Origin of the sequence: Noviherbaspirillum aridicola, assembly GCF_019656455.1 — a bacterium.
Lineage (GTDB): Bacteria > Pseudomonadota > Gammaproteobacteria > Burkholderiales > Burkholderiaceae_D > Noviherbaspirillum > Noviherbaspirillum aridicola.
Map to the genome: position 1 here is coordinate 60,114 of NZ_BPMK01000018.1, position 25,842 is coordinate 85,955.

Here is a 25,842-nt window from a genome sequence, read left to right on the forward strand (position 1 = left end):
TGGCTCTTCTCTTCCATGCATGACAGGCAAGCAAGTCGGCGGCTCCGTGGAACAGTTGCTTACTCCACGGAGCCGCCTTACTCCTTTCAGCATGCGCAACCATTGACACAGTGATTTAGGAGATGACCATGCTGTCAACGCAAACGTCCGATTCCCGCGTGGAGGCAAACTCCACGTTGCACGCCACCTCCACTGAAGCAGGCTGGCAGCGACAGGGAAAACTGTGGTCGAACCTGAAGGAACTGTGCGACGTCTTGCGCATCCCCTCCGCAGCCATACATACGGACGAGGAATTGCTGTTCCAGCATGTGCAGTTCAAGACCGGCCAAAGGATCCACACCATAGGCCAGCCTTTCGATACGCTGTACATCGTGCACTCCGGTTTCCTGAAGACCGTGCTGATCGACGAATTCGGCAATGAACAGGTACTCAGCTTCCCGATGAAGGGTGACCTGTTCGGTGTCGACGGGATTCACACCAAGCGATACGCGTCGGAGGCGGTGGCGCTGTCGAACTGCGACCTGATTCTTCTGCCTTTCAAGAAACTGACCGCGCTCGGGCGCGCACATGTCGAGTTCGAGCACGCAATGTACAGCGTGATGAGCCGTGAACTGGTGCGCGAGCAGGCCATGGTCAGCATGCTCGGCGCGCTGAGCGCGGAAGCACGGGTCGCCCGCTTTCTGGTGAACCTGTCGGAACGCTATGCCGAGATGGGATATTCCAGCAAGCTGTTCAACCTGCGCATGACGCGCCATGAGATAGGCAGCTACCTCGGCCTGACCCTGGAAACCGTCAGCCGCACGCTGTCGGCCTTCAACGAGATCGGACTGATCTCCGTCGACCAGCGCTCCATCGGCATCAAGGACCTGGATTCGCTGAAGACGCTGCGCCGCCTCCCGCCCTCCAGTTCGCGCGCCAAGCAGGTCGCCTCGAGAAAGGCGAAACAGCTGGCCCAGCAGGAGCGCCCCGAGGGCGAGTGGGGCCAGGTGGCAGGCGTCTGATCTCCGGCCCGCACCCAGTCGAAAATGCCCGCGTCATGCGGGCGTTTTTTTTCACTCGCCCGACAGCAGCGAGGCAGCAATCGCGTGATCGTCCTTCAGGTTCTGCAGCACGATGTTGGACCTGATGTCGAGCACGCCTTTCGTCTTGTAGAGCCTGTCCAGCACGAATGCGGAGAAGTGCTTCAGCGAGCGCGCCCGCACGCGCAGCAGATAGTTGGCCTCGCCGGTGATGATGTACGCACCCGCGACCTCCGGCCAGGTCTGCACCGCGGCGCTGAAGTTTTCATGCCACTGCTCGACGTCGCGGCGCATCGTGACCTGGACGAAGGCGTCCACCTCCAGCCCGACGCGGGAAGGATCGAGCAGCGCGACGTAGCGCGCGATCACGCCTTTCTCCTCCAGCTGACGCACCCTGCGCAGGCATGCCGATGGCGACAGGAAGACTTTTTCCGCAAGCTCGAGATTGCTGATGCGGCCGTCCTCCTGCAGGAAGTGCAGCAGCCTGAGATCCATGGCGTCCAGTGTCATTGCAATCTTTCGTCGTCGTAGTTCAGTTTCTCGCAATTTTATTCATTTCTCAGCCAATCCGCCGCTTCATTTCCGCAGCATTTCGCGCGGCTTTCGCACTACCATCTGTCCATCGCCCACAAACCGAGACCGACATGCCCTCCCCTATTCTCGATATCACACCCGCGGTCCATCCCGGCCTCCCGGTGTGGCCAGGCGACACGTCCTTCAGTGCAAGCACGACCTGGCAGATCGGCGACGGCTGCCCGGTCAGGGTGAGCCGGCTCACCCTGTCGACGCACACGGGCGCCCACTGCGACGCGCCGTCTCACTTCGCCCGGCAAGGACGCACCATCGACGAGGTTTCCCTCGATGCCTATGTCGGCGCCTGTCGCGTCATCCATTGCATCGGCGCCGAGCGGGTGGAGCCGTCGCATCTGCGGTCGTATCTCGACGGCGTACCCGCGCGGGTGCTGCTCCGCACCTACCGGCGCGCGCCGCTTGACGCCTGGGACAAGCATTTTCCGGGCGTGGCGCCGGAGACCGTCGACCTGCTCGCGGCGCATGGCGTGCGCCTGATCGGCGTCGATACGCCTTCGCTCGATCCGCAGGAGTCGAAGACCATGGATGCACATCACCGGGTGCACGCACACCAGATGGCGATCCTCGAGGGCATCGTACTGGACGACGTGGCCGCCGGCGATTACGAACTGATCGCCTTGCCGCTGAAGCTCGCGGGCATGGATGCCAGCCCGGTACGCGCCATCCTGCGCCCTCTCCCGCAGACACAGGGAGATGCGGCATGAGCCTCTCGCGCGAACATTGCCTGGCGCTGGATGCGCACGACGAACTGGCGGCGCTGCGGTCGGAGTTCGAACTGCCCCGGGGCGTGATCTACCTGGACGGGAATTCCCTCGGCGCGCGTCCGTGTGCGGCGCTGGAACGCGCGCGTGAGCTGATAGGCGAGGAATGGGGCAACGGTCTGATCCGCAGCTGGAACAAGGCGGGCTGGTTCACGCTGCCCACACGCCTGGGCGACAAGCTCGCGCCGCTGGTCGGGGCGGGCGCCGGACAAGTGGTGGTGACCGACTCCACCTCGGTCAATCTGTTCAAGGTGCTGGCCGCGGCGTTGCACAGCCAGGCGGAACGCGACGACAAGCGCAAGGTGATCGTCAGCGAGCGAAGCAATTTTCCGACCGATCTCTATATCGCCCAGGGGCTTGCCGCCTGGCTCGACCGGGGATATCGGCTGCGCCTCGTGGACAGCCCGGCAGAGCTTGCCGCGGCGGTCGATGACAGCACCGCCGTGCTGATGCTCACCCACGTGAATTACCGCACCGGCCACATGCACGACATGGAGGCCATGTCCGCCCTGGCACACGAACGCGGCGCGCTTGCGGTCTGGGACCTTGCGCATTCCGCCGGCGCCGTCCCGCTGGCGCTGGAGGCGAGCGGTGCCGACTATGCGGTCGGCTGCACGTACAAGTATCTCAACGGCGGCCCCGGCGCGCCGGCGTTTCTCTGGGTCGCGCCGCGGCATCTCGCCGGCTTTCGCCAGCCGCTGTCCGGCTGGTGGGCGCATGCCTCGCCCTTCGTGATGCAGCCCGAGTTCTCCCCTGCGCCGGACATCCGGCGCGCATTGTGCGGCACGCAGCCGATCGCGTCGCTGGCCATGGTGGAGTGCGGCCTCGACATTTTCCTGCGCACCGACATGCAGCGGATCCGCGCCAAGTCCCTGGCGCTCACCGATCTGTTCATCCGCCTGGTCGAGCAGCGCTGCGCGCATCACCCGCTGGAACTGGTCACGCCGCGCGACCATGGACAGCGAGGCAGCCAGGTCAGCTTCGCGCATCCGCACGGTTATGCGGTAATGCAGGCCCTGATCGGCCGCGGGGTGATAGGCGACTACCGGGAACCGGGCATCATGCGCTTCGGCTTCACGCCGCTCTACACCCGCTTCGTCGACGTCTGGGACGCGGTCGACATCCTGGCCGACATCCTTGACAACCGGGCCTACGATACCGAGGCACCGCGCGACGCGGTCACCTGAAGGAATGACGATGAAAGACACGAAAACGGACGGCGCCTGGCACGACGCGCGCATGGATTTTCGCGACACGATGAGCTACGGCGACTATCTCGGCCTGGAACAGATCCTCAGCGCGCAGCACCCGCGATCGACCGACCACAACGAGATGCTTTTCATCGTGCAGCACCAGACCAGCGAACTCTGGATGAAGCTGATGCTGCATGAACTGCACGCCGCGCTCGCCGCGATACGTGCCGACTCGCTGGCGCCGGCCTGCAAGATGCTGGCCCGGGTGGCGCGCATCATGGAACAGCTGGTGCATGCCTGGGATGTGCTCGGCACCATGACGCCGACCGAGTACAGTGCGATCCGCCCCTCGCTGGGACAGTCGTCCGGCTTCCAGTCTTACCAGTACCGGGAGATCGAATTCATCCTGGGGAACAAGAACACCGCCCTGCTGCAGGTGCATGCGAAGGTGCCCGAGGCGCATGCCCGGCTGGAGGCCATCCTGCATGCCCCCTCGCTGTACGATGAAGTCCTGCGCCATCTCTCGCGGGCCGGGTTTGCCATCGATCCGGGCCGGCTGGAATCCGTCTCCACCCGGCCGGCCTGCGCCGATGCATCGGTCGAGGCGGCTTGGCTGCAGGTCTATCGCAACCCGGAGGCCCACTGGGGCCTGTATGAAATGGGCGAAAAGCTGGTCGACCTGGAAAGCGCCTTCCGCCTCTGGCGATTCCGGCACGTGACGACCGTCGAGCGCATCATCGGCTTCAAGACCGGCACCGGCGGCACCGCCGGAGTCAGCTACCTCAAGAAGATGCTGGAGACCGTCCTCTTCCCCGAACTCATGTCCCTGCGTACCGCCCTGTAACGCGGGCCTGGCACTTTTAGTCCTGTAACAGCGGTGTAAATTCGCGGCCCGGCGGGAAGCACCCGCAATGGCTGCGGGTATAATACCGCGCGAACAAAAGAGCCCCGGGGCTTCGGCGTATCCGCTCCATCTGCCAGCCGCCGCGACGCGGCCACTGCCGCCGTCCTGGCGGCTGCGGCTCTCCCTTACCCAATTAGCATCTATGTCAAAAGCCCAGAGCAGCAAGCCGATTGAGATCAAGATTTCAACCGTCGTCGCTGTCGCGGTCATCCTGCGCACGGTCGACGCCGGCGCGCTCGATGCAGCGATGAAGTCGATGACCGGCGGCGCGCCCGATTATTTCGACAACGAGTTCGCAGTGCTCGACGTGAGCGACTGCGACCTGTCCGCCGCGACGCCCGACTGGCCCGCGCTGATCTCCCTCTTCAAGACCTACAGCCTGAACCCGGTCGCAGTGCGCGGCGCACAGTCCGGGCAGCATGAGGCGATCGTGGCCTGCGGCCTGAGCATCGACACGCTGGCGCGTCCCCGGCAGGAGGAAGCCGCCGCCGCACCCGCGCCGGCTCCCGCACCGGCGCCCGTGCCGGCCCCGGTCGCAGCGCCCGCCCCCGTCGCCGTGGCCGCATCCAGCGCAATGATCGTCGACACCCCGGTACGGGCGGGACAGCGCATCTATGCGCGGGGCTGCGACCTCATCGTCACAGCCATCGTCAACAATGGCGCCGAACTCATCGCCGACGGCAGCATCCATGTCTACGCGCCGCTGCGCGGGCGGGCGCTGGCGGGCGCGACGGGCAACGCCGAGGCACGGATTTTCGCGCTCAGCATGGAAGCGGAGCTGGTGTCGATTGCCGGCGTCTACCGCACCTTCGAGTCGGGGATTCCCAAGGAGCTGGCCAAGCAGCCGGCCCAGGTTCGTCTTGCAGGCGACCGGATCGATGTACTATCCGTTCGCGCCTAGTTATTTTTTATTCAAGGAGTCAGTCTGTGGCCAAAATCATCGTTGTTACGTCGGGCAAGGGGGGTGTCGGCAAAACCACCTCCAGCGCCAGCTTCTCCACCGGCCTGGCCATGCGCGGGCACAAGACCGTCGTGATCGACTTTGACGTCGGTCTGCGCAACCTCGACCTGATCATGGGATGCGAACGCCGCGTGGTGTACGACCTGATCAACGTGATCAACAACGAAGCCACGCTGAATCAGGCGCTCATCAAGGACAAGCACTGCGAGAACCTGTACGTGCTGCCCGCCTCGCAGACGCGCGACAAGGATGCGCTGACCGAAGAAGGCGTGGAGCGCGTACTCAACGAGCTCAAGAAGATGGGCTTCGAATACATCGTCTGCGACTCGCCGGCGGGCATCGAACACGGCGCGGTGATGGCACTGACCTTCGCCGACGAAGCCATCGTCGTGACCAATCCCGAAGTGTCGTCGGTGCGCGACTCCGACCGCATCCTCGGCATCATCCAGGCCAAGTCCCGTCGCGCCCTCAACGGCGAGGAGCCGGTCAAGGAGCACCTGCTGATCACCCGCTACGTGCCCAAGCGCGTGGAAGCCGGCGAGATGCTGTCCTATACCGACGTGCAGGAGATCCTGCGCATTCCGCTGATCGGCATCATCCCGGAATCCGAGTCCGTGCTGCACGCGTCCAACCAGGGCAACCCGGCCATCCACATCGAAGGCAGCGACGTGTCGGAAGCCTACAAGGACGTTATCGCGCGCTTCCTCGGCGCCGAGGTGCCGCTGCGTTTCGTCTCGTACGAGAAGCCGGGGCTGTTCCAGAGACTCTTCAAGGGTAAGTGACATGTCGCTGCTTTCATTCCTGTTCAATAACAAGCCGAAAAGCGCGAGCACCGCGAAGGAACGCCTGCAGGTCATCATCGCCCGCGAACGCAACGGCCGCGACGGCCCGGACTTCCTGCCCGCCCTGCACAAGGAACTGATCGAAGTGATCTCCAAGTATGCGAAGGTCAACGCCGAGGACATCAAGATCTCGCTCGACCGCCAGGGCAATCTCGAAGTGCTGGATGTGAATGTCGTGCTGCCGGACGGACCGGCAGCGAAGTAAGCAAGTTGACGCCTTCCGCCACCGAGCGGAAGGCGAGTCTTCAGTGGAGCTGATGCTTGAGTTCCGACAGCTCCCGGTGCGCCTGCATTACCGCTTCGCGCAGTTCGCTGTCGACGTCCGCAGGAGCGCTTTCACAGGCATCCTTGGCGCGGTCGCCCAGTTCTTCCAGGTCCTCGACACACTGCCTGATCTGGTTGTCATCCTGCGAACGCAGCAATTCACGCGCATAAATCGCCTTCTGGTCCAGCTGCTGCACGCTGTCCTTCAGGTCCAGCGGCACCGAGTCCACCACCTGGCAGCGCTGAGCAGCCCGGTGAATCATTTCCTCCGCGTGGCTGAAGCGTTGCTGCATCTCATTCTTTTCCATCACGTTCTCCTTTCTTGTTGCTTCCATAAGTGAACAGATTTGGATGAACCCCTGCAGCGCGAGTTCCGGCAACTCCGGCGCTGCTCCGCGGTCATATGGCTCCGCCTGCCGGCGCTATTTGCTTCCGGTACAATCCGCCCCACCATGCACACGCCCAAGAACCTTTTCTCCTACCCGCGTTACCGGCCCGAATACACGACGCCGGCGCCGTTCCTGCCCATGTCGCGCGCCGAGATGGATGCGCTCGGCTGGGACAGCTGCGACGTCATCCTGGTGACGGGCGACGCTTACATCGACCATCCCAGCTTCGGCATGGCGCTGGTTGGCCGGCTGCTGGAGAAACAGGGTTTCCGCGTCGGGATCATCAGCCAGCCGGACTGGCAGTCGGCCGAGGCGTTCCGCGCCCTCGGCAAGCCGAATCTGTACTTTGGCATCACCGCCGGCAACATGGATTCGATGATCAATCGCTATACCTCGGACCGGAAGATCCGCTCCGACGATGCCTACACCCCGGGCGGCGAACCGAACAAGCGTCCCGACCGCGCGGTCGTCGTCTACGCCCAGCGTGCGCGCGAGGCGTATCCCGACGCGGGCGTGATCATCGGCAGCATCGAGGCCAGCCTGCGCCGCATCGCCCACTACGATTACTGGTCTGACAAGGTCAGGCGGTCCGTGCTGCCGGATTCGAAGGCCGACCTTCTCCTGTACGGCAATGCCGAGCGCGCGCTGGTCGAGCTGACGCACCGGGTAGCCGCGGGCGAACCGGTGAAGTCCATTCGCGACCTGCGCGGCACGGCCTTCATGGTGCCGCGCGGCTGGAAACCGTCGGACGACTGGGCCGAGGTGAACTCGACCCGCTATGACACGCCGGGACGCGTCGATCCGCATCCGGATCCGTACGAGATGAAAACGAAGGATGCGTCCTGCGCGACGGATGACGCGGCAAGCAAGCCTGTCGAGAAGCCCGTCATGATCCTGAGCCGCGAAGAACGACAGGCCGCGCTGCGCGAACAGCGAAGCCGCACGGTGGTGCGCCTGCCGGCGTATGAAGCGGTCAAGGATGACCCGGTGCTGTATGCCCACGCATCCCGCGTGCTGCATCTGGAATCGAATCCGGGCAATGCGCGTGCGCTGGTCCAGGCACACGGCGAACGCGACGTCTGGCTGAACCCGCCGCCGCTGCCGCTGGCGATGGATGAAATGGACGGCGTCTTCGACGCACCCTATGCCCGCGCGCCGCACCCCGTCTACGGCAATGCGCGCATTCCCGCCTGGGAGATGATCCGCTTCTCGGTCAACATCATGCGCGGCTGCTTCGGCGGCTGCACCTTCTGCTCGATCACCGAGCATGAGGGCCGCATCATCCAGAGCCGCTCGGAGCCGTCCATCCTGCGCGAAATCGAACTGATCCGCGACAAGACCAAGGGCTTTACCGGCACCATCTCGGACCTCGGCGGGCCGACCGCGAACATGTACAGGCTGGCCTGCAAGGACAAGCAGATCGAGCAATCCTGCCGGCGCCTGTCGTGCGTCTACCCGAGCATCTGCGTCAACCTCAATACGGATCACGGCAAGCTGATCCAGCTCTACCGCAAGGCGCGCGCCATCCCCGGCATCAAGAAGATCCTGATCAGCTCGGGCCTGCGCTACGACCTCGCGGTGCGCTCGCCCGAGTATGTGAAGGAGCTCGTCACTCACCATGTGGGCGGACTGCTGAAGATCGCACCGGAGCATTCGGAGGAAGGCCCGCTGTCGAAGATGATGAAGCCCGGCATGGGCGCGTACTACCGGTTCAAGGAGATGTTCGAGCGCTATTCGCGCGAGGCCGGCAAGGAACAGTACCTGATCCCGTATTTCATCGCGGCCCACCCCGGCACCACCGACGAAGACATGCTCAATCTGGCCCTCTGGCTGAAGCAGAACAACTTCCAGCTGGACCAGGTCCAGACCTTCCTGCCGACACCGATGGCCATGGCCACGGCGATGTATCACGGCCGCCGCAACCCGCTGCACAAGGTCGGCGCCGACTCAGAAGTCGTGGAAACGGTCCGCACCGGCAAGATCCGGCGACTCCACAAGGCCTTCCTCCGCTACCACGACCCGGAGAACTGGCCTATCCTGCGCGAGGCGCTGCAGCGGATGGGACGAAGCGACCTGATCGGCAACAGCGACCGTCATCTCGTTCCGCGCAGCGACCAGCCCCGTCCGCAAACCGCCCGTCCCGCACCCGGTGCGGCGCCGCGGAAAAACTTCCAGCCGGCCGGGTTCAAGTCCCCGTCGGGGTTCAAACCGAATTCGCAGCGGGGACAGTTCGCGCCGACCGCCCGCAAGCCGGGCCAGACCAGGCCCGCGGGCAAGCGGAAGACGGTAACCAGTTGATATACGGAAATTCTATATCTGATATTGCCAGACGAAAGCAGACGCAGGAAGGGCCGGGCGATATAGTTATTCCCGTCTCCTCCAACTCTTCTTGAATTGGATTCACCCACGGCCTCAACGCCGTGGGTTTTTTTTGCCTGCCGCCGTCGAAATTCCTGAAAAGTTGCCTGTTGGACTATTGCTTCCCGTCAGCGCTTCTATACAATGAATCTCACTCGTTGCCACACTTCAACAGGAGACAAAATGAGAACGGCAGAACACAACGCACGCGTCGCTCCCGTCACCCGTGGCTTCAACTACAACAAACTGCAGGCCGTCGCCTGCATGCTGGCATCGGCGGCGACGAGCATCGGCCTCACCTGGTACGCCATCACCCGCCTGTTCTAAGCACTAGCGTTCCACGCAACTCAGGTACAGATAGCTCGCGCCGAGCACGGCGATCACCACGCACGACAGCGCAAAACCTATCCCCGCGCCGGTACAGAAAATCAGGACCGAGACGCTCACCGCGCCGCTCGCCGCATCGGGCAGCGGCGCCGACAATACCCGGGTGATCTGCAGCAGGCAGAAAGCGATTCCCACCCACTTCCACACATAGAACGGCAGCACCTTGCGCTGAGCGCGGTTGTAGCGATAGTTGGCAATGCGCTGCTCGACAGTGCCGCGGTGCGCATCCCGAAACATCCAGAGCGGCATCGCGAGACGCCACACATGCACGATCAGGGCGGACAGCCGGCTCCGCGGCGTCTGGTCTTGGCTGTTCAACATAGACGAATCGTCCTCCTGCTGATTAGTCATCAAGCGGAAAAACCCGTTCCAGTCGAAAGGCGGAAGAATGGCGGAAATGAAAAAGGCCCGCATCGCTGCGGGCCTTCGGAATTCTGGTGGACAGTACTGGGATTGAACCAGTGACCCCCGCCGTGTGAAGGCGGTGCTCTACCCCTGAGCTAACTGTCCGAGGAAGCTGCGCATTATAGAGGAGATACTGCAGACTATCAACTCGCAATTTCTGCCGGCTGGGCGCGCCAGACGCAGCTGCCCTTCACTTCCTTGTCCAGCTTGTCGAGCAGGGCTTCATGCTCGGCGAGTTCGTCTTCTGTCGCGCGCAGCACGACGATGTCGCCGAGCGGGACGTCTTCGACCGCGGCTGCGCCGGCCTCTTGCTCGATCCCGCCGAGGTCCATGCTCAGGCTGTTCTGACCGCGGGTCATCGCGAGGTAGACCTCGGCGAGCAGTTCGGCGTCGAGCAAGGCGCCGTGCAGGGTGCGGTGGGCATTGGAGATGCCGTAGCGGTCGCAGAGCGCGTCGAGGGAGTTGCGCTTGCCGGGATGCAGCTCCTTGGCCTGGACCAGGGTGTCGCTGACCTGTTCGACATGCTGGGCGAAAGGCGGCAGGCCGAGGCGCTCGAATTCGGCATCGAGGAAGCCGAGGTCGAAGGGGGCGTTGTGGATGATGATTTCGGCGCCGCGCACATAGTCGAGCAGCTCGCCCGCGATCTCAGCGAACTTCGGCTTGTCGCTGAGGAATTCGGTGGTCAGGCCGTGGACCGCGAGCGCGCCCTCTTCGGAATCACGCTCGGGGTTGATATAGGTGTGGAAATTGTTGCCGGTGAGCCGGCGGTTGACGATCTCCACACAGCCGACCTCGATGATGCGGTCGCCGGAGCGGGGGTTGAGGCCGGTGGTTTCGGTGTCGAGTACGATTTGTCGCATGGTTCGGTGATCAGTGCGCCTGCGCCGGCACGGTCGCCCCGGCTTGCGCGTCGGGCTGGTGCGCCGTCTTGCGGGCGAAGAAGGTATAAAAAGTCGGCACCACGAACAGCGTGAGCAGTGTGCCGAAGGTCATGCCGCCGACGATCACCCAGCCGATCTGGATACGGGATTCGGCGCCGGCGCCGGTGGCCAGCGCGAGCGGTACCGCGCCGAGCACCATGGCGCCGGTGGTCATCAGAATGGGTCGCAGCCGCAGGACGGCCGCTTCTTTCACGGCGTCGTGCAGTTCCCGGCCCTGCTCGCGCAGCTGATTGGTGAATTCCACGATCAGAATGCCGTGCTTGGTGATCAGGCCGACCAGGGTGATCAGGCCGATCTGGCTGTAGACGTTGAGCGTGCCGCCGCTCCACTTGAGCGCCGCGAGCGCGCCGGCCATCGACAGCGGCACGGTCAGCATGATGACGAAGGGGTCGATGAAGCTTTCGAACTGCGCGGCCAGCACCAGGTAGATGAAGGCCAGCGCGAGCACGAAGGTCAGCACCAGGCTGCCGGCCGAAGACCGGTATTCGCGCGAGGAGCCGGAGAGGTCGGTCGCGTAGCCCGGCTTGAGGATGCGGGCGGCGGTCTCTTCCATGAACTCGATCGCTTCGCCCTGGGTGTAGCCGTTGGCCAGGTTGGCCGAGATGATCGCGGCGCGGCGCTGCCCGAAGTGGTTGAGCTCGCGCGGGGCGACGGTTTCGCGCACCTTGAGCAGGCTCGACAGCGGGATCATCTGGTCAGGCTGCCCGTTCTTGCCGGGCGCGCGCACGAAGATGTTGCTGATGTCGTCGGGCGCGGTGCGGCCGGCGTTCTCGATCTGCACCATGACATCGTACTGGTCGCCGCCTTTCTTGAAGCGGGTCACGTTGCGGCCGCCGAGCATGGTTTCCAGCGTGCGTCCGACGGTCTCGATCTGCACGCCGGCGTCGGCGGCCTTGTCGCGGTCGACTTCGACATTGACCTGCGGCTTGTTCAGGCGCAGGTCGGTGTCGATGTTGGACAGGCCTGGATTCTTGCTCGCCTCGGCGACGATCTCCTGCACCACTTTCTGCAGCTCGCCGTAGGATTCGTTGGTCAGTACGACCAGGTTGACCGGGCGCTCGCGGATGGACTGCCCGAGCGAAGGCGGCGCATTGGGGAAAGCGAGCACACCGGGAACGGCAGCCATCTTCGGCTGCATTTCCCTGATCATGTCTAGCGTGCTGCGGTCGCGCTCGGACCAGTCGACGGTGCGGAAGAAGGCGACGCCGCGCTCCACCGTGGGATTGCCCGCGATGATGAAGACGCGGTCGATCTCGGGCACTTCGGCGGCGATCTGTTCGAGCTGGCGGGCGTATTTTTCGGTGTACTCGAGCGAGGCACCGTCGGGTCCGGTGAGCGCGGTGAAGATGGTGCCGCGGTCTTCCACCGGGGCCAGTTCCTTCTTCATGCCGGTGCCGAGCCAGACCAGGGCACCGATCACCAGCAGGTAGACGAGTATCACCAGCCACCGCATGCGGAGCGAGATCGACAGCAGGCGGCGATAGCCGGCCGTCATCGCATTGAGCCCGTTCTCCACCGCCTGATACACCTTGCCATGGCTGGGCTGATGCTTGAGCAGCACGGAGCACATCATCGGCGACAGCGTCAGCGCGACGAAGCCGGAGACGATCACGGCGCCGGCCAGGGTCATCGCGAACTCGGCGAACAGGCGGCCGGTGCGGCCGGGAGTGAAAGCGACCGGTGCGTAGACCGCGGCCAGCGTGAGCGTCATCGCGACCACCGCGAAGCCGATTTCCCTGGATCCCTTGAGCGCGGCCTCGAAAGGCCGCATGCCCTCTTCGATGTGACGGTAGATGTTCTCCAGCACCACGATCGCGTCATCGACGACGAGGCCGATCGCCAGCACCAGCGCCAGCAGGGTCAGCGTGTTGATCGAGAAACCGAACAGCGTCATCAGCGCAAACGCGCCGATCAGCGATACCGGAATCGTGACCAGCGGGATGATCGATGCGCGCAGCGAACGCAGGAACACGAAGATCACCAGCGCCACCAGGATCACCGCCTCGAGGATGGTCTGATAGACCGACCTGATCGAGCGGTCGATGAACACGGTGTTGTCGACGGAGATGGAGATGTTCACTCCCTGCGGCGCCAGTTCCTCGTTCAGCTTGGGCAGCTCCGCCTTGACGTAGCTGGCCAGTTCGAGCGGATTGGCGGTCGCCTGCCGTATCACGCCGAGCGACACCGCGCTCTGGCCGTTGAACCGCACCGAGTTGCGCTCGGTCGCCGGACCGATGGCGACGCTGGCGACGTCGCGGATGCGCACCGCATAGCCGTTGACATTGCGGACGATGATGTCCTCGAACTGCTGCGGCGTGGCGAGATCGGTCTGCGACACCACCGAGAACTCGCGCTGGCGGGATTCGATGCGGCCGGCGGGCACTTCCACGTTCTGGCGGCGCAGGGCTTCCTCGACATCCGCCGGCGTCAGGTTGTAGGAGGCGAGCTTGTCGCGGTTGAGCCAGATCCGCATCGCGTACTTGCGCTCGCCGCCGATGCGCACGTCGGCGGCGCCGGGCAGCAGCTGCAGGCGCGGCTTGACGATGCGGTTGGCGATGTCGGTCAGGTCGAGCGCGTTCAGCTTTTCGCTCGAGAAGGAGAGCCAGATGATGGGCTGGGCGTCGGCCTCGACCTTGGCGATCACCGGTTCCTCGATCGTCTGCGGCAGCTTGGAGCGCACGCGCGAGACACGGTCGCGCACGTCGTTGGCGCCGGAATCCGGATCCTTTTCAAGACGGAAGCGCACGGTGATCTGGCTCTGCTCGGCGCGGGATATCGAGGTCAGCACGTCGATGCCGTCGATGCCGGCGATGGAGTCTTCCATCGGCTTGGTCACCTGGGACTCGACGATCTCGGAACTCGCTCCCGGATACCGTGTTTCCACCGTCACCACCGGCTCGTCGATCTTCGGATACTCGCGCACCGCGAGCCGGTTGTAGCTGACCAGGCCGACCAGCAGGATGATCAGCGACATTACCGTCGCAAACACCGGACGGCGGATGCAGATATCGGACAGGACCATGGATGTTCCTCAGCCGTTGGCGGTGGCGCGCGGCGCGGCCGCGTTCGGCTTGGCTTCCTGGACGCCGGCGCCGCCGTTGATGACCCGCACCGGGGTGTTGTCGCGCGAGAGACGGACCTGACCGGCGACGATGACCTGGTCGCCGGCGCGCAGGCCCTCGGTGATCTCGACCCGGGCTTCGCGGCGCAACCCGGTCCTGACCTCGGTGCGTACCGCCTTGCCGTCGGCCAGTTTCCAGACCGTGACCTTGTCGCCTTGCGGGACGATCGCCTCTTCGGGAATCATCAGCGCATTTTCGCGCTCGGACAGGATCAGGCGCACGCGGGCGAACATGCCGGGCTTGAGCCTGCCCTCGGGGTTGTCGATGCGGCCGCGCAGCAGTGCGGCGCGGCCGTTGCTGTCGATCTGGGGATCGATGGCTTCCACCCGCGCCAGGAAGGGCTTGCCCGGCAGGGCATCGACCGCGACCTCGAGCGACTGGCCGCGCTTGACCATGTCGATGAAGCGCTCGGGGATGCGGAAGTCCACCTTGACGCTGGAGATGTCTTCCAGGTTGACGAGGTCGGCGCCGTCTTTCACATAATCGCCGACGCTGACGTTGCGGATGCCGACCACGCCGGAGAACGGAGCACGAATTTCGAGCTTGGACAGGCGGGCCTCGGCCAGTGCGAGACGCGCCTCGAGCACCTGGACGTTGGCCTGCGATTCGTCGCGCGCGCGATCGGAGATGAACTTCTGCTTGGCGAGATCGGCGTTGCGCTCGAAATTGGCGCGGGCGATGCCGAGCTCGGCGCGCGCCTGCCGCACTTCGGCCTGGTTGACGCTGGCGTCGAAGGCGACCAGCACCTGTCCCTTGCGCACCTGCGCGCCGTCCGAGAAATTCAGGCGGGTGATGCGGCCGGCGACTTCCGGGCGCAGCATCACCGCTTCATTCGAACGCAGGGTGCCGACGGCGTTGACATCCTCGACCAGTCGAACCGCGGCGACGGGCGCCACATCGACCGCGACCGGCCCGGCTGCCTTGTTCTGCCCCTGCCCCTTCCCGGCGTCCTGCGGCGACTTGCTCTGCTCGACCGGCGCGAGCGGCTGCCGTTGGGCCTGCCATGCGTACGCGCCGAGCGCGCCGATGCCGACCGCTGCCACGGCCGGGTAGAGGAGTCTCCGAAGTTTCATGTGCTTGGTCTGTTGGTGAGGCGGGAGGCGCGGGGATTGCCAGCAAGCGAATTTATCACATCCGGGAAATCAGGATACCGAGGCCGCGCCGCGGTTGGCAAGCGCATCGGCGCGCTCGTTGCCTTCATGGCCGGCATGCCCGCGCACCCAGCGCCACTCGATCTTGTGCACTGCCTGGGCGGCGTCGAGCGCCTGCCAGAGATCGACATTCTTGACCGGCTCTTTCGAGGCCGTTTTCCAGCCGCGCGCCTTCCAGCCATGTATCCATTCGCTGATGCCCTTCTGCACGTACTGGCTGTCCGTGTGGACGATGACTTCGCAGGGGCGCTTGAGCGCGGTGAGCGCTTCGATCACCGCTCTGAGCTCCATCCGGTTGTTGGTGGTATTGCGCTCGCCGCCGTACAACTCCTTGGTGTGCGCGCCGGAAATCATCAGCGCGCCCCAGCCGCCGGTGCCGGGATTCCCCTTGCAGGCACCGTCGGTATAAATTTCCACTTTATCCATTCTTACTCTTGTTTATGCATGCTGTTGGTTGCGGGCACGCCCTTGGCCGCGGTGGCGGTCTTGCGGCTCCACGCCGGACCGACCAGGCGCATGCCGCGCACCCGCTTGATCGCCTGCACGATGTAGACGCCGCCGAGGAAGGGCCACCAGCGGTCGCCCGCCCTTTCCATGAAGCCGTAGCGGTTGAGCCATTTTTCCGTCACGCAGGGCGGCGCGTAGCAGCCGAAGTGGCCGCGGTTGACTTCCATGCTGAGCAGCTTCATCCAGTCCTTCAGGCGCGGCACGCTGATGAATTCCCCGTCCTGCGGCAGAAAATGCGCGCCGGTCAGGCGGCCGGCCAGCTGGCGCAGACCCCACATGCTGGCGGGATTGAAGCCGCAGACGATGACCTGCCCCTCCGGGATGAGCACGCGTTCGACCTCGCGCAGCAGCTGGTGCGGCTCGTCGACGAATTCGAGCACATGCGGCAGCACGACCAGGTCGAGGCTTTGCGACGCGAATGGCAACTCGGAGAAATCGTGCAGCAGGGCCAGCGGCGGCAGACTGTCGTCGCCTTCGGTCCGCGGCGGCAGGCAGCTGTCGGTCAGCCACTTGTTCGGCATGCGGTTGGCGCGCAGCGCATTGATCTGCGGCAGGCCGATCTGCACGGCGTTGAAGCCGAAAATGTCGGCGGTCAGCACGTCCAGGCGCTGCTGCTGCCATGCCCGCATGTAGGCGCCGACCGGGGTCTGGAGCCAGGAACCGAGGGCTATAATGGGTTTTTCGGGTGAACGAGTATCCATCGCATGTTGAATGTATTGACCGTTCCTGCATTCCAGGACAACTACCTCTGGCTGATTCACGATGGTTCGCACGCCGCTGTCGTCGACCCGGGCGACGCCCGGCCCATCCTCGCCGCGCTGGACGCGCATGCGCTCTCGCTGGCCGCTATTCTACTGACACATCATCATGCTGACCATGTCGGCGGGGTGCCCGAACTGCTGGCCCGCTTTCCGGTGCCGGTCTATGGACCGCGCGGCGACGGCATCGCGACCGTCACGCAGCCGCTGGCCGAGGGCGACACGGTGGAACTGGCCCGGCCGGCGCTGCGCCTGAAGGTGCTCGACGTGCCCGGCCATACCCGGGGCCATATCGCTTACCATGCGGCGGAACAGGACTGGCTGTTCTGCGGCGATACGCTTTTCGCGGGGGGCTGCGGCCGCCTTTTCGAGGGCACGGCGGAACAAATGGCGGCTTCCTTGAGCAAGCTCGCGGCCTTGCCTGAGCAAACGCAAGTCTTCTGCGCGCACGAATATACATTATCGAATCTGCGCTTCGCCGCCGCGGTGGAACCCGGCAACGAGGCGCTGCGGGACAGGATCGCGAGGGAACAGGCCAGGCGCGACGCCGGGCAGCCCACCGTTCCTTCGACCATCGGCATCGAAAAGTCGACCAATCCTTTCCTGCGATTCCGCGAATCCTCTATCGCGGATCAATTAATGGCAACGGGACATGTTTCTTCGCGGGAACCTATTGCCGTATTTGCTGCCTTACGCGAGTGGAAGAATTCCTTCCGCTAGTGGTCAGGCCCTCGTTTTTCCCGCGTTGCTAATCAGGTAAGCGTCACGATATGCCTTGACGCAGGAAAACTGCCTTACGTAAACTTCGTCGATTCACCGGCGCCTGACGGGCTCCGTCTTAAACAGCAAGCGAGGACTCATGCATCCGCTGCAAAAAAGAAAGTCAATATTTACAGCGTTCCTCCTTCTCGGTGCCCCGTTCGCCGCTTCGACCGCACACTCCGCCGATCTCTCCCTGCCCATGCATACCTGGTCACAGGTGTCGGCGATGGAGCGCCCGTGGGATCCGAACGACCCGCTCGCACAGCTGCTGGCCATGGAGGAGTTCGACGTATGGGCGCGCATCCGCAAGGGCTTCGCCATACCGGATCTGCAGAACCCGCTGGTCGAAAACCAGCTGCAGTGGTACGTCGCGCGCCCTGACTATATCCAGCGCACCACGACACGCGCCTCGCGCTATCTGTTCCATGTGGTGCAGGAGCTCGAGAAGCGCGGCATGCCGACCGAGCTCGCCCTGCTGCCCTTCATCGAGTCCGCTTTCAATCCGAACGCCTATTCGACCGCGCATGCGGCGGGCATGTGGCAGTTCATCCCGTCGACCGGGCGCGACTTCAACCTGACGCAGAACGTCTTCAAGGACGAGCGGCGCAATGTCATCGCCTCCACCGACGCCGCCCTCGCCTATCTGCAGAAGCTGTACGGCATGTTCGGCGACTGGCAGCTGGCGCTGGCCGCCTACAACTGGGGCGAGGGTTCGGTGCAGCGCGCGATCAACAAGGCGCGCGCCGCCGGCCAGGGCACCGACTTCAACAGCCTGTCGCAGTACATGCCGGCGGAAACCCGCAACTACGTGCCCAAGCTGCAGGCGGTCAAGAACATCGTCGCCACGCCGGGGGACTATGGCCTGACGCTGCCGAAGGTCGACAACCAGCCCTACTTCGTCACCATCGGCAAGACGCGCGACATCGACATCAAGGTGGCGGCGCAGCTCGCCGAGCTGTCGGTCGAGGAATTCAAGGCGCTCAACCCGCAGTTCAACCGTCCCGTGATCCCGGCAGGCACCGGCACCCAGATCCTGCTGCCGCAATCGAACGCGGAGAAGTTCAAGGCTAACCTGGGGAAATGGGGACGCGCGCTGTCGAGCTGGACCGCGCACAAGGTGACCTCGACGCGTGAACGGATCGACGCCATCGCCAAGCGTTTCGGCACCACCCCTGAAGTCATCCGCGAAGTCAACAATATCCCGCCGAAGACGGTGGTCACGGCCGGCTCCACCGTGCTGGTGCCGCGGCCCGAGCACCTGGCGGACAAGGACATCGCGCCCGAGCTGGTCGAGAACGCGACGCTGGTCACCGCGCCCGACGTACCCGAGACGCGGCGCGTGCATGTGAAGGTCGGCAAGAAGGACACGCTGGCATCGATTGCGCGCAGGCACAAGGTCAGCGTCGCGCAGATCAAGGACTGGAACGACCTGAAGAAGGATTCGGTCTCCGCCGGGCAGACGCTGGAGCTGAACCTGCCCAACCGGGTGGCCGGCGCACGCAAGGAACCGGCGAAGAAGGCATCCGCCGGCACCCGCTACCGGGCCGCGGAAGCCAAGCCGGCCCGCAAGGCGGCACCGCCGGCGCCGCGCAAGACGGCGGCCTCCGAGAAAACGAAGGCGCGCCGCAGCTGACAACGGCGGGGCTGGCCCGCCGCTCCCGCCTCCCTAGCCTGCCGTCGCGCGGCTGAGCGTCGAGTAAGTCGCGGCCGCCAGCAGGCGCTGCGTATACGGCTGCGACGGATTCGACATCACGTCTTCCGTCAGGCCGCTTTCCACCACCTTGCCATCCTTGAGCACCATCACCCGGTGCGCCATCGCGCGTATCACCGCGAGGTCGTGGCTGATGAAGATATAGGCGAGGCCGTATTTTCGCTGCAGTTCGGCCAGCAGCAACAGCACCTGCTGCTGTACCGAGACGTCGAGCGAGGACGTCGGCTCGTCCAGCAGGATCACCTCGGGCTTGAGCACGAGCGCGCGGGCAATCGCGATGCGCTGCCGCTGGCCGCCGGAAAACTCGTGCGGATAGCGGTTCATCATCTCCGGCGCCAGGCCGACCTCGGCGAGTGCCTCGGCGACCGCGGCGCGCACGCCTTCCTTGCCGAGCTGCGGCTGGTGCAGGGCCAGCCCCTCGCCGACCGTCTGCTCGATCGTGCGACGCGGCGAGAGCGAGGCAAACGGGTCCTGGAACACCACCTGCATCTTCGCCCGCAGCGGACGCAGCTGCGACGAGGGCATCGTGCTGACCGGATGGCCGATGAAGGAGATGTCCCCATCGACCTTCGCCTGCGACAGGCGCAGCAGGGCCATGCCGAGCGTGGACTTGCCGGAACCGGACTCGCCGACGATGCCCAGGGTCTCGTGCGGACGCAGCTGCAGGTCCACATTGTCCACCGCGACGAAGCACTTCTTGCTGAACCAGCCGGTCTTGATATCGAAGCTGCACCGCACGCCGCGCGCGGTGAGCACCGGCTGCGCCGCCTCGCGGGGATGATCGACGACGCGCTGCGGGCGGCTGGCGAGCAGCTTGCGGGTATAGGCCTCGCGCGGCTGCGCGAAGAGCTCGTCGGTGGGCGCGGTCTCGAGCAGGCGGCCCTGCTCCATCACCCCGACCCGGTCGGCGAAATGCCGGACCAGGTTGAGGTCGTGGGTGATCATCAGCACCGCCATGTTGTCTTCACGCTGGAGCTGGTTGAGCAGCTCCAGTATCTGCACCTGGATCGTGACGTCGAGCGCGGTGGTCGGCTCGTCGGCGATCAGCAGCTTCGGGCGGCAGGCCAGCGCCATCGCGATCATCGCGCGCTGCCGCTGGCCGCCCGACAGCTGGTGCGGAAAGGCCTGGGCGCGCCGCGCCGGCTCGGGAATGCCGGTTTTTTCCAGCAGTTCGATGGTCCGTTGCGCGGCCGTCCTGGCGCTTATCGCCTCGTGCAGCATCAGCACTTCGGCGATCTGGTTGCCGATGGTGAACAGCGGATTGAGCGCGGTCATCGGCTCCTGGAAGATCATCGCGATGTCCTTGCCGCGCACGCTGCGCATCGCGCGCTCGGGCCGCCGCAGCAGGTCCTCGCCCTCGAACAGGATGCGGCCGCCATAGCGGGCATCCTGGTTGAGCCGCAGGATGGAAAGCGAGGTCACCGTCTTGCCCGAGCCGGATTCGCCGACCAGCGCGAACTTCTCGCCCGGCGCGATCGAAAAGCTGACGTCATGAACCACCGTATTGCCGCCGAAGGCGACCGACAGGCCTTGCACATCGACCAGGCTCATGCCGCCCTCCTCACGTCGAGCGCATTGCGCAGGGCATCGCCGATGTTCGTCAGCAGCAGCAGGGTCGCGGTCAGCACCACGAAGGTCGAGGTGGCGATCCACCAGGCGTCGAGGTTGTTCTTGCCCTGGGCCAGCAGCTCGCCGAGGCTCGGCGTGTTGGGCGGTACGCCGAGGCCGAGGAAGTCGAGGCTGGTCAGCGCCAGGATCGCCGCGCTCATGCGGAACGGCAGGAAGGTCACCACCGGCGTCAGGCTGTTGGGCAGCACGTGGCGCCAGATGATCTGGCCGTTGGACAGGCCGAGCGCGCGCGCGGCCTGCACGTAGTCGAGATTGCGGTTGCGCAGGAAGTCGGCCCGCACATAGTCGGACAGCCCCATCCAGCCGAACAGCGACAGCAGCACCAGCAACAGGCCGAGGCTGGGCTGGAAGATCGATGCGAAGATGATCAGCAGGTAAAGCTCGGGCATGGAGCCCCAGATCTCCATGAAGCGCTGGAAGAACAGGTCGACCTTGCCGGCGAAGTAGCCCTGGATGGCGCCGGTCAGCATGCCGAGGATGACGCCGGTGATGGTGAGCGCCAGCCCGAACAGCACCGAAATGCGGAAGCCGTACAGCAGGCGCGCGAACACATCGCGGCCGCGGTCGTCCGTGCCGAGCCAGTTCTGCGCCGAGGGCGGTGCCGGATTGGGCGCCTTGGCGAAGTAGTTCAGGGTGTCGAAACGGTAGTGGTTGAGCGGATAGATCGCCCAGTTGCCGTCCTTCCTGAACTGGTCCTGGATGAAGGGATCGAGATAATCGGCCGGCGTCTCGAAATCGCCGCCGAAGGCTTTTTCGGAGTAGGTCGTGAAGATCGGGAACAGGATCTGTCCGTTGTAGCGCACCGCCAGCGGCTTGTCGTTGGAGATCAGCTCGGCGCCGAGACTGAGCACGAACAGCACCGAGAAGATGATCAGGCTCCAGTAGCCGCGGCGGCTCTGGCGAAAGCGCAGCCAGACGCGGCGGCCGGGTGAGACGGAAGGATTTTGTATTTTCATCGGCTCAGGCTTTCGAACTGCACGCGCGGGTCGGCCCAGACATAGCAAAGGTCACCGATCAGCTTGACCACCAGGCCGATCAGCGTGAACAGGTAGAGCGTGCCCATCACCACCGGGTAGTCGCGCCGGATCACGGACTCGTAGGACAGCAGGCCGAGGCCGTCGAGCGAGAACAGGGTCTCGATCAGCAGGCTGCCGGCGAAGAAGGCGCCGATGAAGGCGGCGGGGAAGCCGGTCACCAGCGGGATCAGCGCATTGCGGAACACATGCTTGTAGAGCACCGCCTTTTCGCTCAGGCCCTTGGCGCGCGCGGTCAGCACATACTGCTTGCGGATCTCTTCGAGGAAGGTGTTCTTGGTCAGCATCGTCATCACGGCGAAGGAGCCGGCCACCGACGCCACCACCGGCAGCGTGATGTGCCACAGATAGTCCGTGATCTTGCCGAACCAGGACAGCTGCTCCCAGTTGTCCGAGGTCAGGCCGCGCAGGGGGAACCACTGCACGAAGCTGCCGCCGCCGAACAGCACTAGCAGGAACACGCCGAGCACGAAGCCGGGAATGGAATAGCCGACCAGCACCGCGATGCTGGTGGCGACGTCGAAGCGGCTGCCCTCGCGCACCGCCTTGGCGATGCCCAGCGGCAGCGAGATGAAATAGGTCAGGAAGAAGGTCCACAGCCCGAGGCTGATCGAGACCGGCAGCTTGGACTTCACCAGTCCCCACACATCCTTGTGATGATAGAAGCTCTGGCCGAGGTCGAAGGTCACGAAGCCCTTGAGCATCTGCCAGAAGCGCTCCGCGGGCGGCTTGTCGAAACCGTACAGCGCCTGGATCTCCTTGACCCGCTCGGCATCCACGCCCTGCCTGCCGCGGTAGCCGGTGGCTCCGCCGCCGCTGGCTTCGCCGCCGCCGGTCTGCGCCTTGCGCAGCTCCATCAGCGCCTGCTCGACCGGGCCGCCGGGGACGAACTGGATCACCGCGAAGGTGATGGCGATCACCCCGAACAGGGTCGGGATCATCAGCAGCACCCGCTTGCCGATATAGGACCAGATGTTCATTGCTCCCTCGCCTTCTGCTGCCACCACATGGAGATCACGTACGGATCGGCGGCGTAATAGAGCGGCATTTTCTCGGGTATGCCGAAGCGGTTGCGGTAGGCCACCCGGTGGGTGGACGAGAACCAGTGGGTGACGACGATGGACTTGTGCAGCAGCACGCGGTCGAGCGCGCGCGCGGCGGCCACGAGCTGCGGCTTGGTTTCGGCGGACACCAGCGCCTGCACCAGCTTGTCGACCGCCGGGTCCTTCAGGCCCCAGTAGTTGCTCGATCCCTTCTCGTCCGCGGCGCGCGAGCCGAACATGTCGAACATCTCATTGCCCGGGCTGTTGGTGTCGCCGAAGCGCATGCTGGTCATGTCGAAATCGAACTCTTCCATCCGCTTCTGCACCAGCGCATAGTCGGCGGTGCGCTGGTGGACCTCGATGCCGAGTTTTTCCAGGTTGCGCACGTACACGCTGATCACGCGCGAGAGCGCCGACTGGTCGTCGAGGATCTCGAACACGAAGGGCTCGCCCCTGGCATTGCGCAGCGCGCCGTCGCGGTATTCCCAGCCGGCCTGCCGGAGCAGTTCGCGCGCCCTGAGCAGATTCTCCCGCAGCGAGGACGGCGGATCGGTGGTCGGCGGCACCGGGGCGGGGCCGAACACTTCGGGGTCGATCGCATCGCCCAGCGGCTTGAGCAGCCTGAGCTCGTCGGGCGACGGCAGCCCGGTGGCGGCGAGTTCGCTGTTGTTGAAGAAGGAATAGATGCGCCGGTACTGGTTGTAGAACAGCTGGCGGTTCATCCATTCATAGTCGAGCGCCAGCGCCAGCGCCTTGCGCACCCGGATATCCTGGAACTGCGGGCGCCGCAGGTTCATCACGAAGCCCTGCATGCCGGCGACGTTGGAATGCGGCAGCTCGCGCTTGACGATCTCGCCGCTGGTGAACTTGGGACCGATGTAGGCGCGCGACCAGTTCTTGGCGCTGTATTCCACCACGACGTCGAACTCGCCCGCCTTGAAGGCTTCCAGCCGGGCCACGTCATCCTTGTAGAAGCGGTAAGTGATGCGGCCGAAGTTGAACATGCCGCGCCGCGACGGCACGTCGTTGCCCCAGTAGTCGGGATTGCGCTTGTAGGAAATCGAGCGGCCGACGTCGTAGCGGTCGATCAGATAGGGACCGGTCGCGATCGGCGGCTCCAGCTGTATCTTGTCGAAACTCGTGCCGGCGCCCCATTTCCGGGAAAACACCGGCACGCCGCCGACGATCAGCGGCAGCTCGCGATTGAGGGTCTTGAAATCGAAGCGCACCGTGCGCTCGTCGACCACCACGCACTGCTTGACGTCGGCGAACAGGATCTTGAACTGCGGCGCGCCCTTGGCCAGCAGGGTGTCGTAGGAGTGCTTGACGTCGGCGGCCAGCACCGGGTCGCCGTTGTTGAAGCGGGCCCTGGGATTGAGCCGGAAGGTGATCGACATGCGGTCCGGCGCCAGCGTCATGTCTTCCGCCAGCAGGCCGTACATGGTGGCGACCTCGTCCGCCGAACCGGTGGTCAGGCTCTCGAACATGAGGTTGGACACGCCGGCGGCGGCCACGCCCTTGAGCGAAAACGGATTGAACTTGTCAAAGCTGGTCCGGCGGTCGGGGTTGGCGAGGAACAGCTCGCCGCCGCGGGGCGCGTCGGGGTTCACATAGTCGAAGTGCTTGAATCCGGCCGGATACTTGGGCTCGTCGTACATCGCAAATGCGTGGGCGGCGAAGGCATTGCCGGCGGGAAGAAGGCAGCAGACCAGTATCGAGGTGAGGAATTTGCGCATGCGCCAGTCAGGTCGGAAAGAATGCGGTTCGCGGACTATTGTACCCAAAGGCTTGCCGCCGGCAGCCGTTTTCCTCCTGATCGGAAGAAATGCCCGCCGTTGCACGCACTTCCCGGTTTTATCATGGCAATTGACCGCCGGACCGTTTTCGGCATGGCCTCCTGCGCCAACGCAAAAGTTGCCGTCGCCCGCAAGTCTCCCTACAATCTTGCCCAGTTCGCAAAACGGCAGCGGAAAAAGCGGCGCCGGGCCACCCCCCGGCCCTTTTCCGCGACCCGACCTACCCATTCATTCGGAGTCCTCATGGCTTTCCTCCAAGGCAAAAAAATCCTGATCACCGGCCTGCTGTCCAACCGTTCGATCGCCTATGGCATCGCCCAGGCCTGCAAGCGCGAAGGCGCCGACCTCGCGTTCACCTATGTGGGCGAGCGCTTCAAGGACCGCATCACCGAATTCGCCAGGGAGTTCGGCAGCGACCTGGTGTTCGAGTGCGACGTCAGCAGCGATGAACAGATCAGCAATCTTTTCGCCGACCTGGGCAAGTCCTGGTCCCAGCTCGACGGCCTCGTGCATTCGATCGGCTTCGCGCCGCGCGACGCGATCATGGGCGACTTCCTCGAGGGCCTGTCGCGCGAGTCCTTCCATATAGCGCACGACATCTCGGCCTACAGCTTCCCGGCAATGGCCAAGGCCGCGCTGCCGCTGCTGAGCCCGAATGCCTCGCTGCTGACCCTCACCTACATGGGTTCGGTGCGCGCCACGCCCAACTACAACACCATGGGCCTGGCCAAGGCCTCGCTCGAAGCCAGCGTGCGCTATCTGGCGGAATCGCTCGGCCCGAAGGGGATCCGCGTCAACGGCATTTCCGCGGGCCCGATCAAGACCCTGGCCGCCAGCGGCATCAAGGATTTCGGCAAGCTGCTCGGCATCGTCGCCGCCCACGCGCCGCTGCGCCGCAACGTGACCATCGAGGATGTCGGCAACACGGCGGCCTTCCTGCTGTCCGATCTCTCCTCGGGCATCACCAGCGAGATCACTTATGTCGACGGCGGCTTCTCGCACGTGATGTACGCACCCCAGGAATAAGCCCCGCCGTCCGCATGCCGGCGTCCCCGGCATGCGGATGCAATTAAGTCCGGCAGCGTTTCCGGATCGCCTGTATAATCGCCGCTTGTGCAGCAAAACACAGCTTGCACCGAGCAGCATCGCAAACCCCATAGCGTCAAACGACAAAGCCCTCCCGCCTTTTGGTGTCGCCTCTTTTTCAGGCACCGTCCCGGCGCAAAGCTTCTGTGCCGAAATTTCTCACAAGATTTCTCAGCTGTTTCGTTGGTTGGCGTTGCTTTTTACCGCGTCCGTAACCTCGTCATCCAT

General features: G+C 64.5%; 24 protein-coding genes and 1 tRNA gene. 12 read left to right on the top strand and 13 right to left on the bottom strand.

What is annotated here, in order from left to right:
- Nucleotides 1-128 precede the first annotated feature (128 nt).
- Nucleotides 129-1,001 (top strand): Crp/Fnr family transcriptional regulator, encoded by an 873-nt coding sequence (locus tag NCCP691_RS18240; RefSeq protein WP_238482487.1) that lies wholly within the window; start codon nt 129-131, stop codon nt 999-1,001.
- A 51-nt stretch (nt 1,002-1,052) separates the two neighbouring features.
- On the opposite strand, the gene NCCP691_RS18245 is transcribed toward NCCP691_RS18240, so the two are convergent.
- Nucleotides 1,053-1,529, bottom strand: a complete 477-nt coding sequence (locus tag NCCP691_RS18245; protein ID WP_220809996.1) for an Lrp/AsnC family transcriptional regulator — start codon at nt 1,527-1,529, stop codon at nt 1,053-1,055.
- Nucleotides 1,530-1,663: 134 nt separating this feature from the next.
- Here NCCP691_RS18245 and kynB point away from each other — a divergent pair, with 134 nt between their 5' ends.
- From kynB to minE, 6 genes are all read left to right on the top strand, one after another.
- On the top strand, nt 1,664-2,314 hold the full coding sequence (kynB, locus tag NCCP691_RS18250) for an arylformamidase (RefSeq protein ID WP_220809997.1): 651 nt from the start codon (nt 1,664-1,666) through the stop codon (nt 2,312-2,314).
- Entirely contained in the window at nt 2,311-3,558 is a 1,248-nt protein-coding gene (gene kynU, locus NCCP691_RS18255; RefSeq protein ID WP_220809998.1) for a kynureninase, read from the top strand. Before kynB ends, kynU begins: the two co-directional genes overlap by 4 nt.
- A 4-nt stretch (nt 3,559-3,562) precedes the next feature.
- Nucleotides 3,563-4,408 carry a tryptophan 2,3-dioxygenase gene (gene kynA / locus NCCP691_RS18260; protein WP_220809999.1) on the top strand — a complete coding sequence of 282 codons (846 nt, stop codon included), beginning with the start codon at nt 3,563-3,565 and terminating at the stop codon, nt 4,406-4,408.
- 202 nt (nt 4,409-4,610) lie between these two features.
- Entirely contained in the window at nt 4,611-5,369 is a 759-nt protein-coding gene (gene minC, locus NCCP691_RS18265; protein ID WP_220810000.1) for a septum site-determining protein MinC, read from the top strand.
- A gap of 26 nt (nt 5,370-5,395) precedes the next feature.
- Nucleotides 5,396-6,211: a septum site-determining protein MinD gene (gene minD / locus NCCP691_RS18270; protein WP_220810001.1), complete on the top strand. Its 816-nt coding sequence runs from the start codon at nt 5,396-5,398 to the stop codon at nt 6,209-6,211.
- Between the two features lies 1 nt (nt 6,212).
- The gene (gene minE, locus NCCP691_RS18275; RefSeq protein WP_220810002.1) at nt 6,213-6,476 is read left to right on the top strand and encodes a cell division topological specificity factor MinE; all 264 of its coding nucleotides are present in this window, start codon (nt 6,213-6,215) and stop codon (nt 6,474-6,476) included.
- A gap of 40 nt (nt 6,477-6,516) precedes the next feature.
- Here the strand turns inward: minE and NCCP691_RS18280 are convergent, their stop codons facing one another.
- Nucleotides 6,517-6,843, bottom strand: a complete 327-nt coding sequence (locus NCCP691_RS18280) for a hypothetical protein (protein WP_238482489.1) — start codon at nt 6,841-6,843, stop codon at nt 6,517-6,519.
- Between the two features lie 144 nt (nt 6,844-6,987).
- Between NCCP691_RS18280 and NCCP691_RS18285 the strand changes: the two genes are divergently transcribed.
- Nucleotides 6,988-9,222, top strand: coding sequence for a YgiQ family radical SAM protein (locus NCCP691_RS18285; protein ID WP_507763532.1), 2,235 nt, complete (start codon nt 6,988-6,990; stop codon nt 9,220-9,222).
- Nucleotides 9,223-9,465: 243 nt separating this feature from the next.
- Nucleotides 9,466-9,609 (top strand): hypothetical protein, encoded by a 144-nt coding sequence (locus NCCP691_RS18290; protein WP_220810004.1) that lies wholly within the window; start codon nt 9,466-9,468, stop codon nt 9,607-9,609.
- A gap of 3 nt (nt 9,610-9,612) precedes the next feature.
- Here the strand turns inward: NCCP691_RS18290 and NCCP691_RS18295 are convergent, their stop codons facing one another.
- The 7 genes from NCCP691_RS18295 to NCCP691_RS18325 form a co-directional block, all read right to left on the bottom strand.
- Nucleotides 9,613-9,990: a hypothetical protein gene (locus NCCP691_RS18295; RefSeq protein ID WP_220810005.1), complete on the bottom strand. Its 378-nt coding sequence runs from the start codon at nt 9,988-9,990 to the stop codon at nt 9,613-9,615.
- Nucleotides 9,991-10,104: 114 nt separating this feature from the next.
- Nucleotides 10,105-10,179 (bottom strand) — tRNA-Val (locus NCCP691_RS18300).
- Between the two features lie 38 nt (nt 10,180-10,217).
- Nucleotides 10,218-10,934 (bottom strand): DNA polymerase III subunit epsilon, encoded by a 717-nt coding sequence (gene dnaQ / locus NCCP691_RS18305; RefSeq protein ID WP_220810006.1) that lies wholly within the window; start codon nt 10,932-10,934, stop codon nt 10,218-10,220.
- A gap of 10 nt (nt 10,935-10,944) precedes the next feature.
- The gene (locus NCCP691_RS18310; RefSeq protein ID WP_220810007.1) at nt 10,945-14,037 is read right to left on the bottom strand and encodes an efflux RND transporter permease subunit; all 3,093 of its coding nucleotides are present in this window, start codon (nt 14,035-14,037) and stop codon (nt 10,945-10,947) included.
- 9 nt (nt 14,038-14,046) lie between these two features.
- Complete coding sequence (locus tag NCCP691_RS18315; RefSeq protein ID WP_220810008.1) at nt 14,047-15,210, bottom strand: efflux RND transporter periplasmic adaptor subunit; 1,164 nt, start codon at nt 15,208-15,210, stop codon at nt 14,047-14,049.
- A 69-nt stretch (nt 15,211-15,279) separates the two neighbouring features.
- A complete protein-coding gene (gene rnhA / locus NCCP691_RS18320; protein WP_220810009.1) occupies nt 15,280-15,714 on the bottom strand; it encodes a ribonuclease HI in 435 nt (144 codons plus the stop codon).
- A 2-nt stretch (nt 15,715-15,716) separates the two neighbouring features.
- Entirely contained in the window at nt 15,717-16,496 is a 780-nt protein-coding gene (locus tag NCCP691_RS18325; protein WP_220810010.1) for a class I SAM-dependent methyltransferase, read from the bottom strand.
- A gap of 3 nt (nt 16,497-16,499) precedes the next feature.
- Between NCCP691_RS18325 and gloB the strand changes: the two genes are divergently transcribed.
- The gene (gloB, locus tag NCCP691_RS18330; RefSeq protein WP_220810011.1) at nt 16,500-17,273 is read left to right on the top strand and encodes a hydroxyacylglutathione hydrolase; all 774 of its coding nucleotides are present in this window, start codon (nt 16,500-16,502) and stop codon (nt 17,271-17,273) included.
- A gap of 241 nt (nt 17,274-17,514) precedes the next feature.
- The gene (locus NCCP691_RS18335; protein WP_238482490.1) at nt 17,515-18,948 is read left to right on the top strand and encodes a transglycosylase SLT domain-containing protein; all 1,434 of its coding nucleotides are present in this window, start codon (nt 17,515-17,517) and stop codon (nt 18,946-18,948) included.
- A gap of 33 nt (nt 18,949-18,981) precedes the next feature.
- On the opposite strand, the gene NCCP691_RS18340 is transcribed toward NCCP691_RS18335, so the two are convergent.
- From NCCP691_RS18340 to NCCP691_RS18355, 4 genes are read right to left on the bottom strand one after another with little or no spacing between them, the layout of a single operon-like run.
- Entirely contained in the window at nt 18,982-20,577 is a 1,596-nt protein-coding gene (locus tag NCCP691_RS18340) for an ABC transporter ATP-binding protein (protein WP_220810013.1), read from the bottom strand.
- Nucleotides 20,574-21,611 carry an ABC transporter permease gene (locus NCCP691_RS18345; protein WP_220810014.1) on the bottom strand — a complete coding sequence of 346 codons (1,038 nt, stop codon included), beginning with the start codon at nt 21,609-21,611 and terminating at the stop codon, nt 20,574-20,576. The genes NCCP691_RS18340 and NCCP691_RS18345 overlap by 4 nt, the downstream gene beginning before the upstream one ends.
- On the bottom strand, nt 21,608-22,669 hold the full coding sequence (locus tag NCCP691_RS18350) for a microcin C ABC transporter permease YejB (RefSeq protein WP_220810015.1): 1,062 nt from the start codon (nt 22,667-22,669) through the stop codon (nt 21,608-21,610). Before NCCP691_RS18350 ends, NCCP691_RS18345 begins: the two co-directional genes overlap by 4 nt.
- The gene (locus tag NCCP691_RS18355) at nt 22,666-24,468 is read right to left on the bottom strand and encodes an extracellular solute-binding protein (protein ID WP_220810016.1); all 1,803 of its coding nucleotides are present in this window, start codon (nt 24,466-24,468) and stop codon (nt 22,666-22,668) included. The genes NCCP691_RS18350 and NCCP691_RS18355 overlap by 4 nt, the downstream gene beginning before the upstream one ends.
- Before the next feature lie 303 nt (nt 24,469-24,771).
- On the opposite strand from NCCP691_RS18355, the gene fabI reads away from it, so the two are divergent.
- Complete coding sequence (gene fabI, locus NCCP691_RS18360) at nt 24,772-25,554, top strand: enoyl-ACP reductase FabI (protein ID WP_220810017.1); 783 nt, start codon at nt 24,772-24,774, stop codon at nt 25,552-25,554.
- Nucleotides 25,555-25,842: the final 288 nt, after the last annotated feature.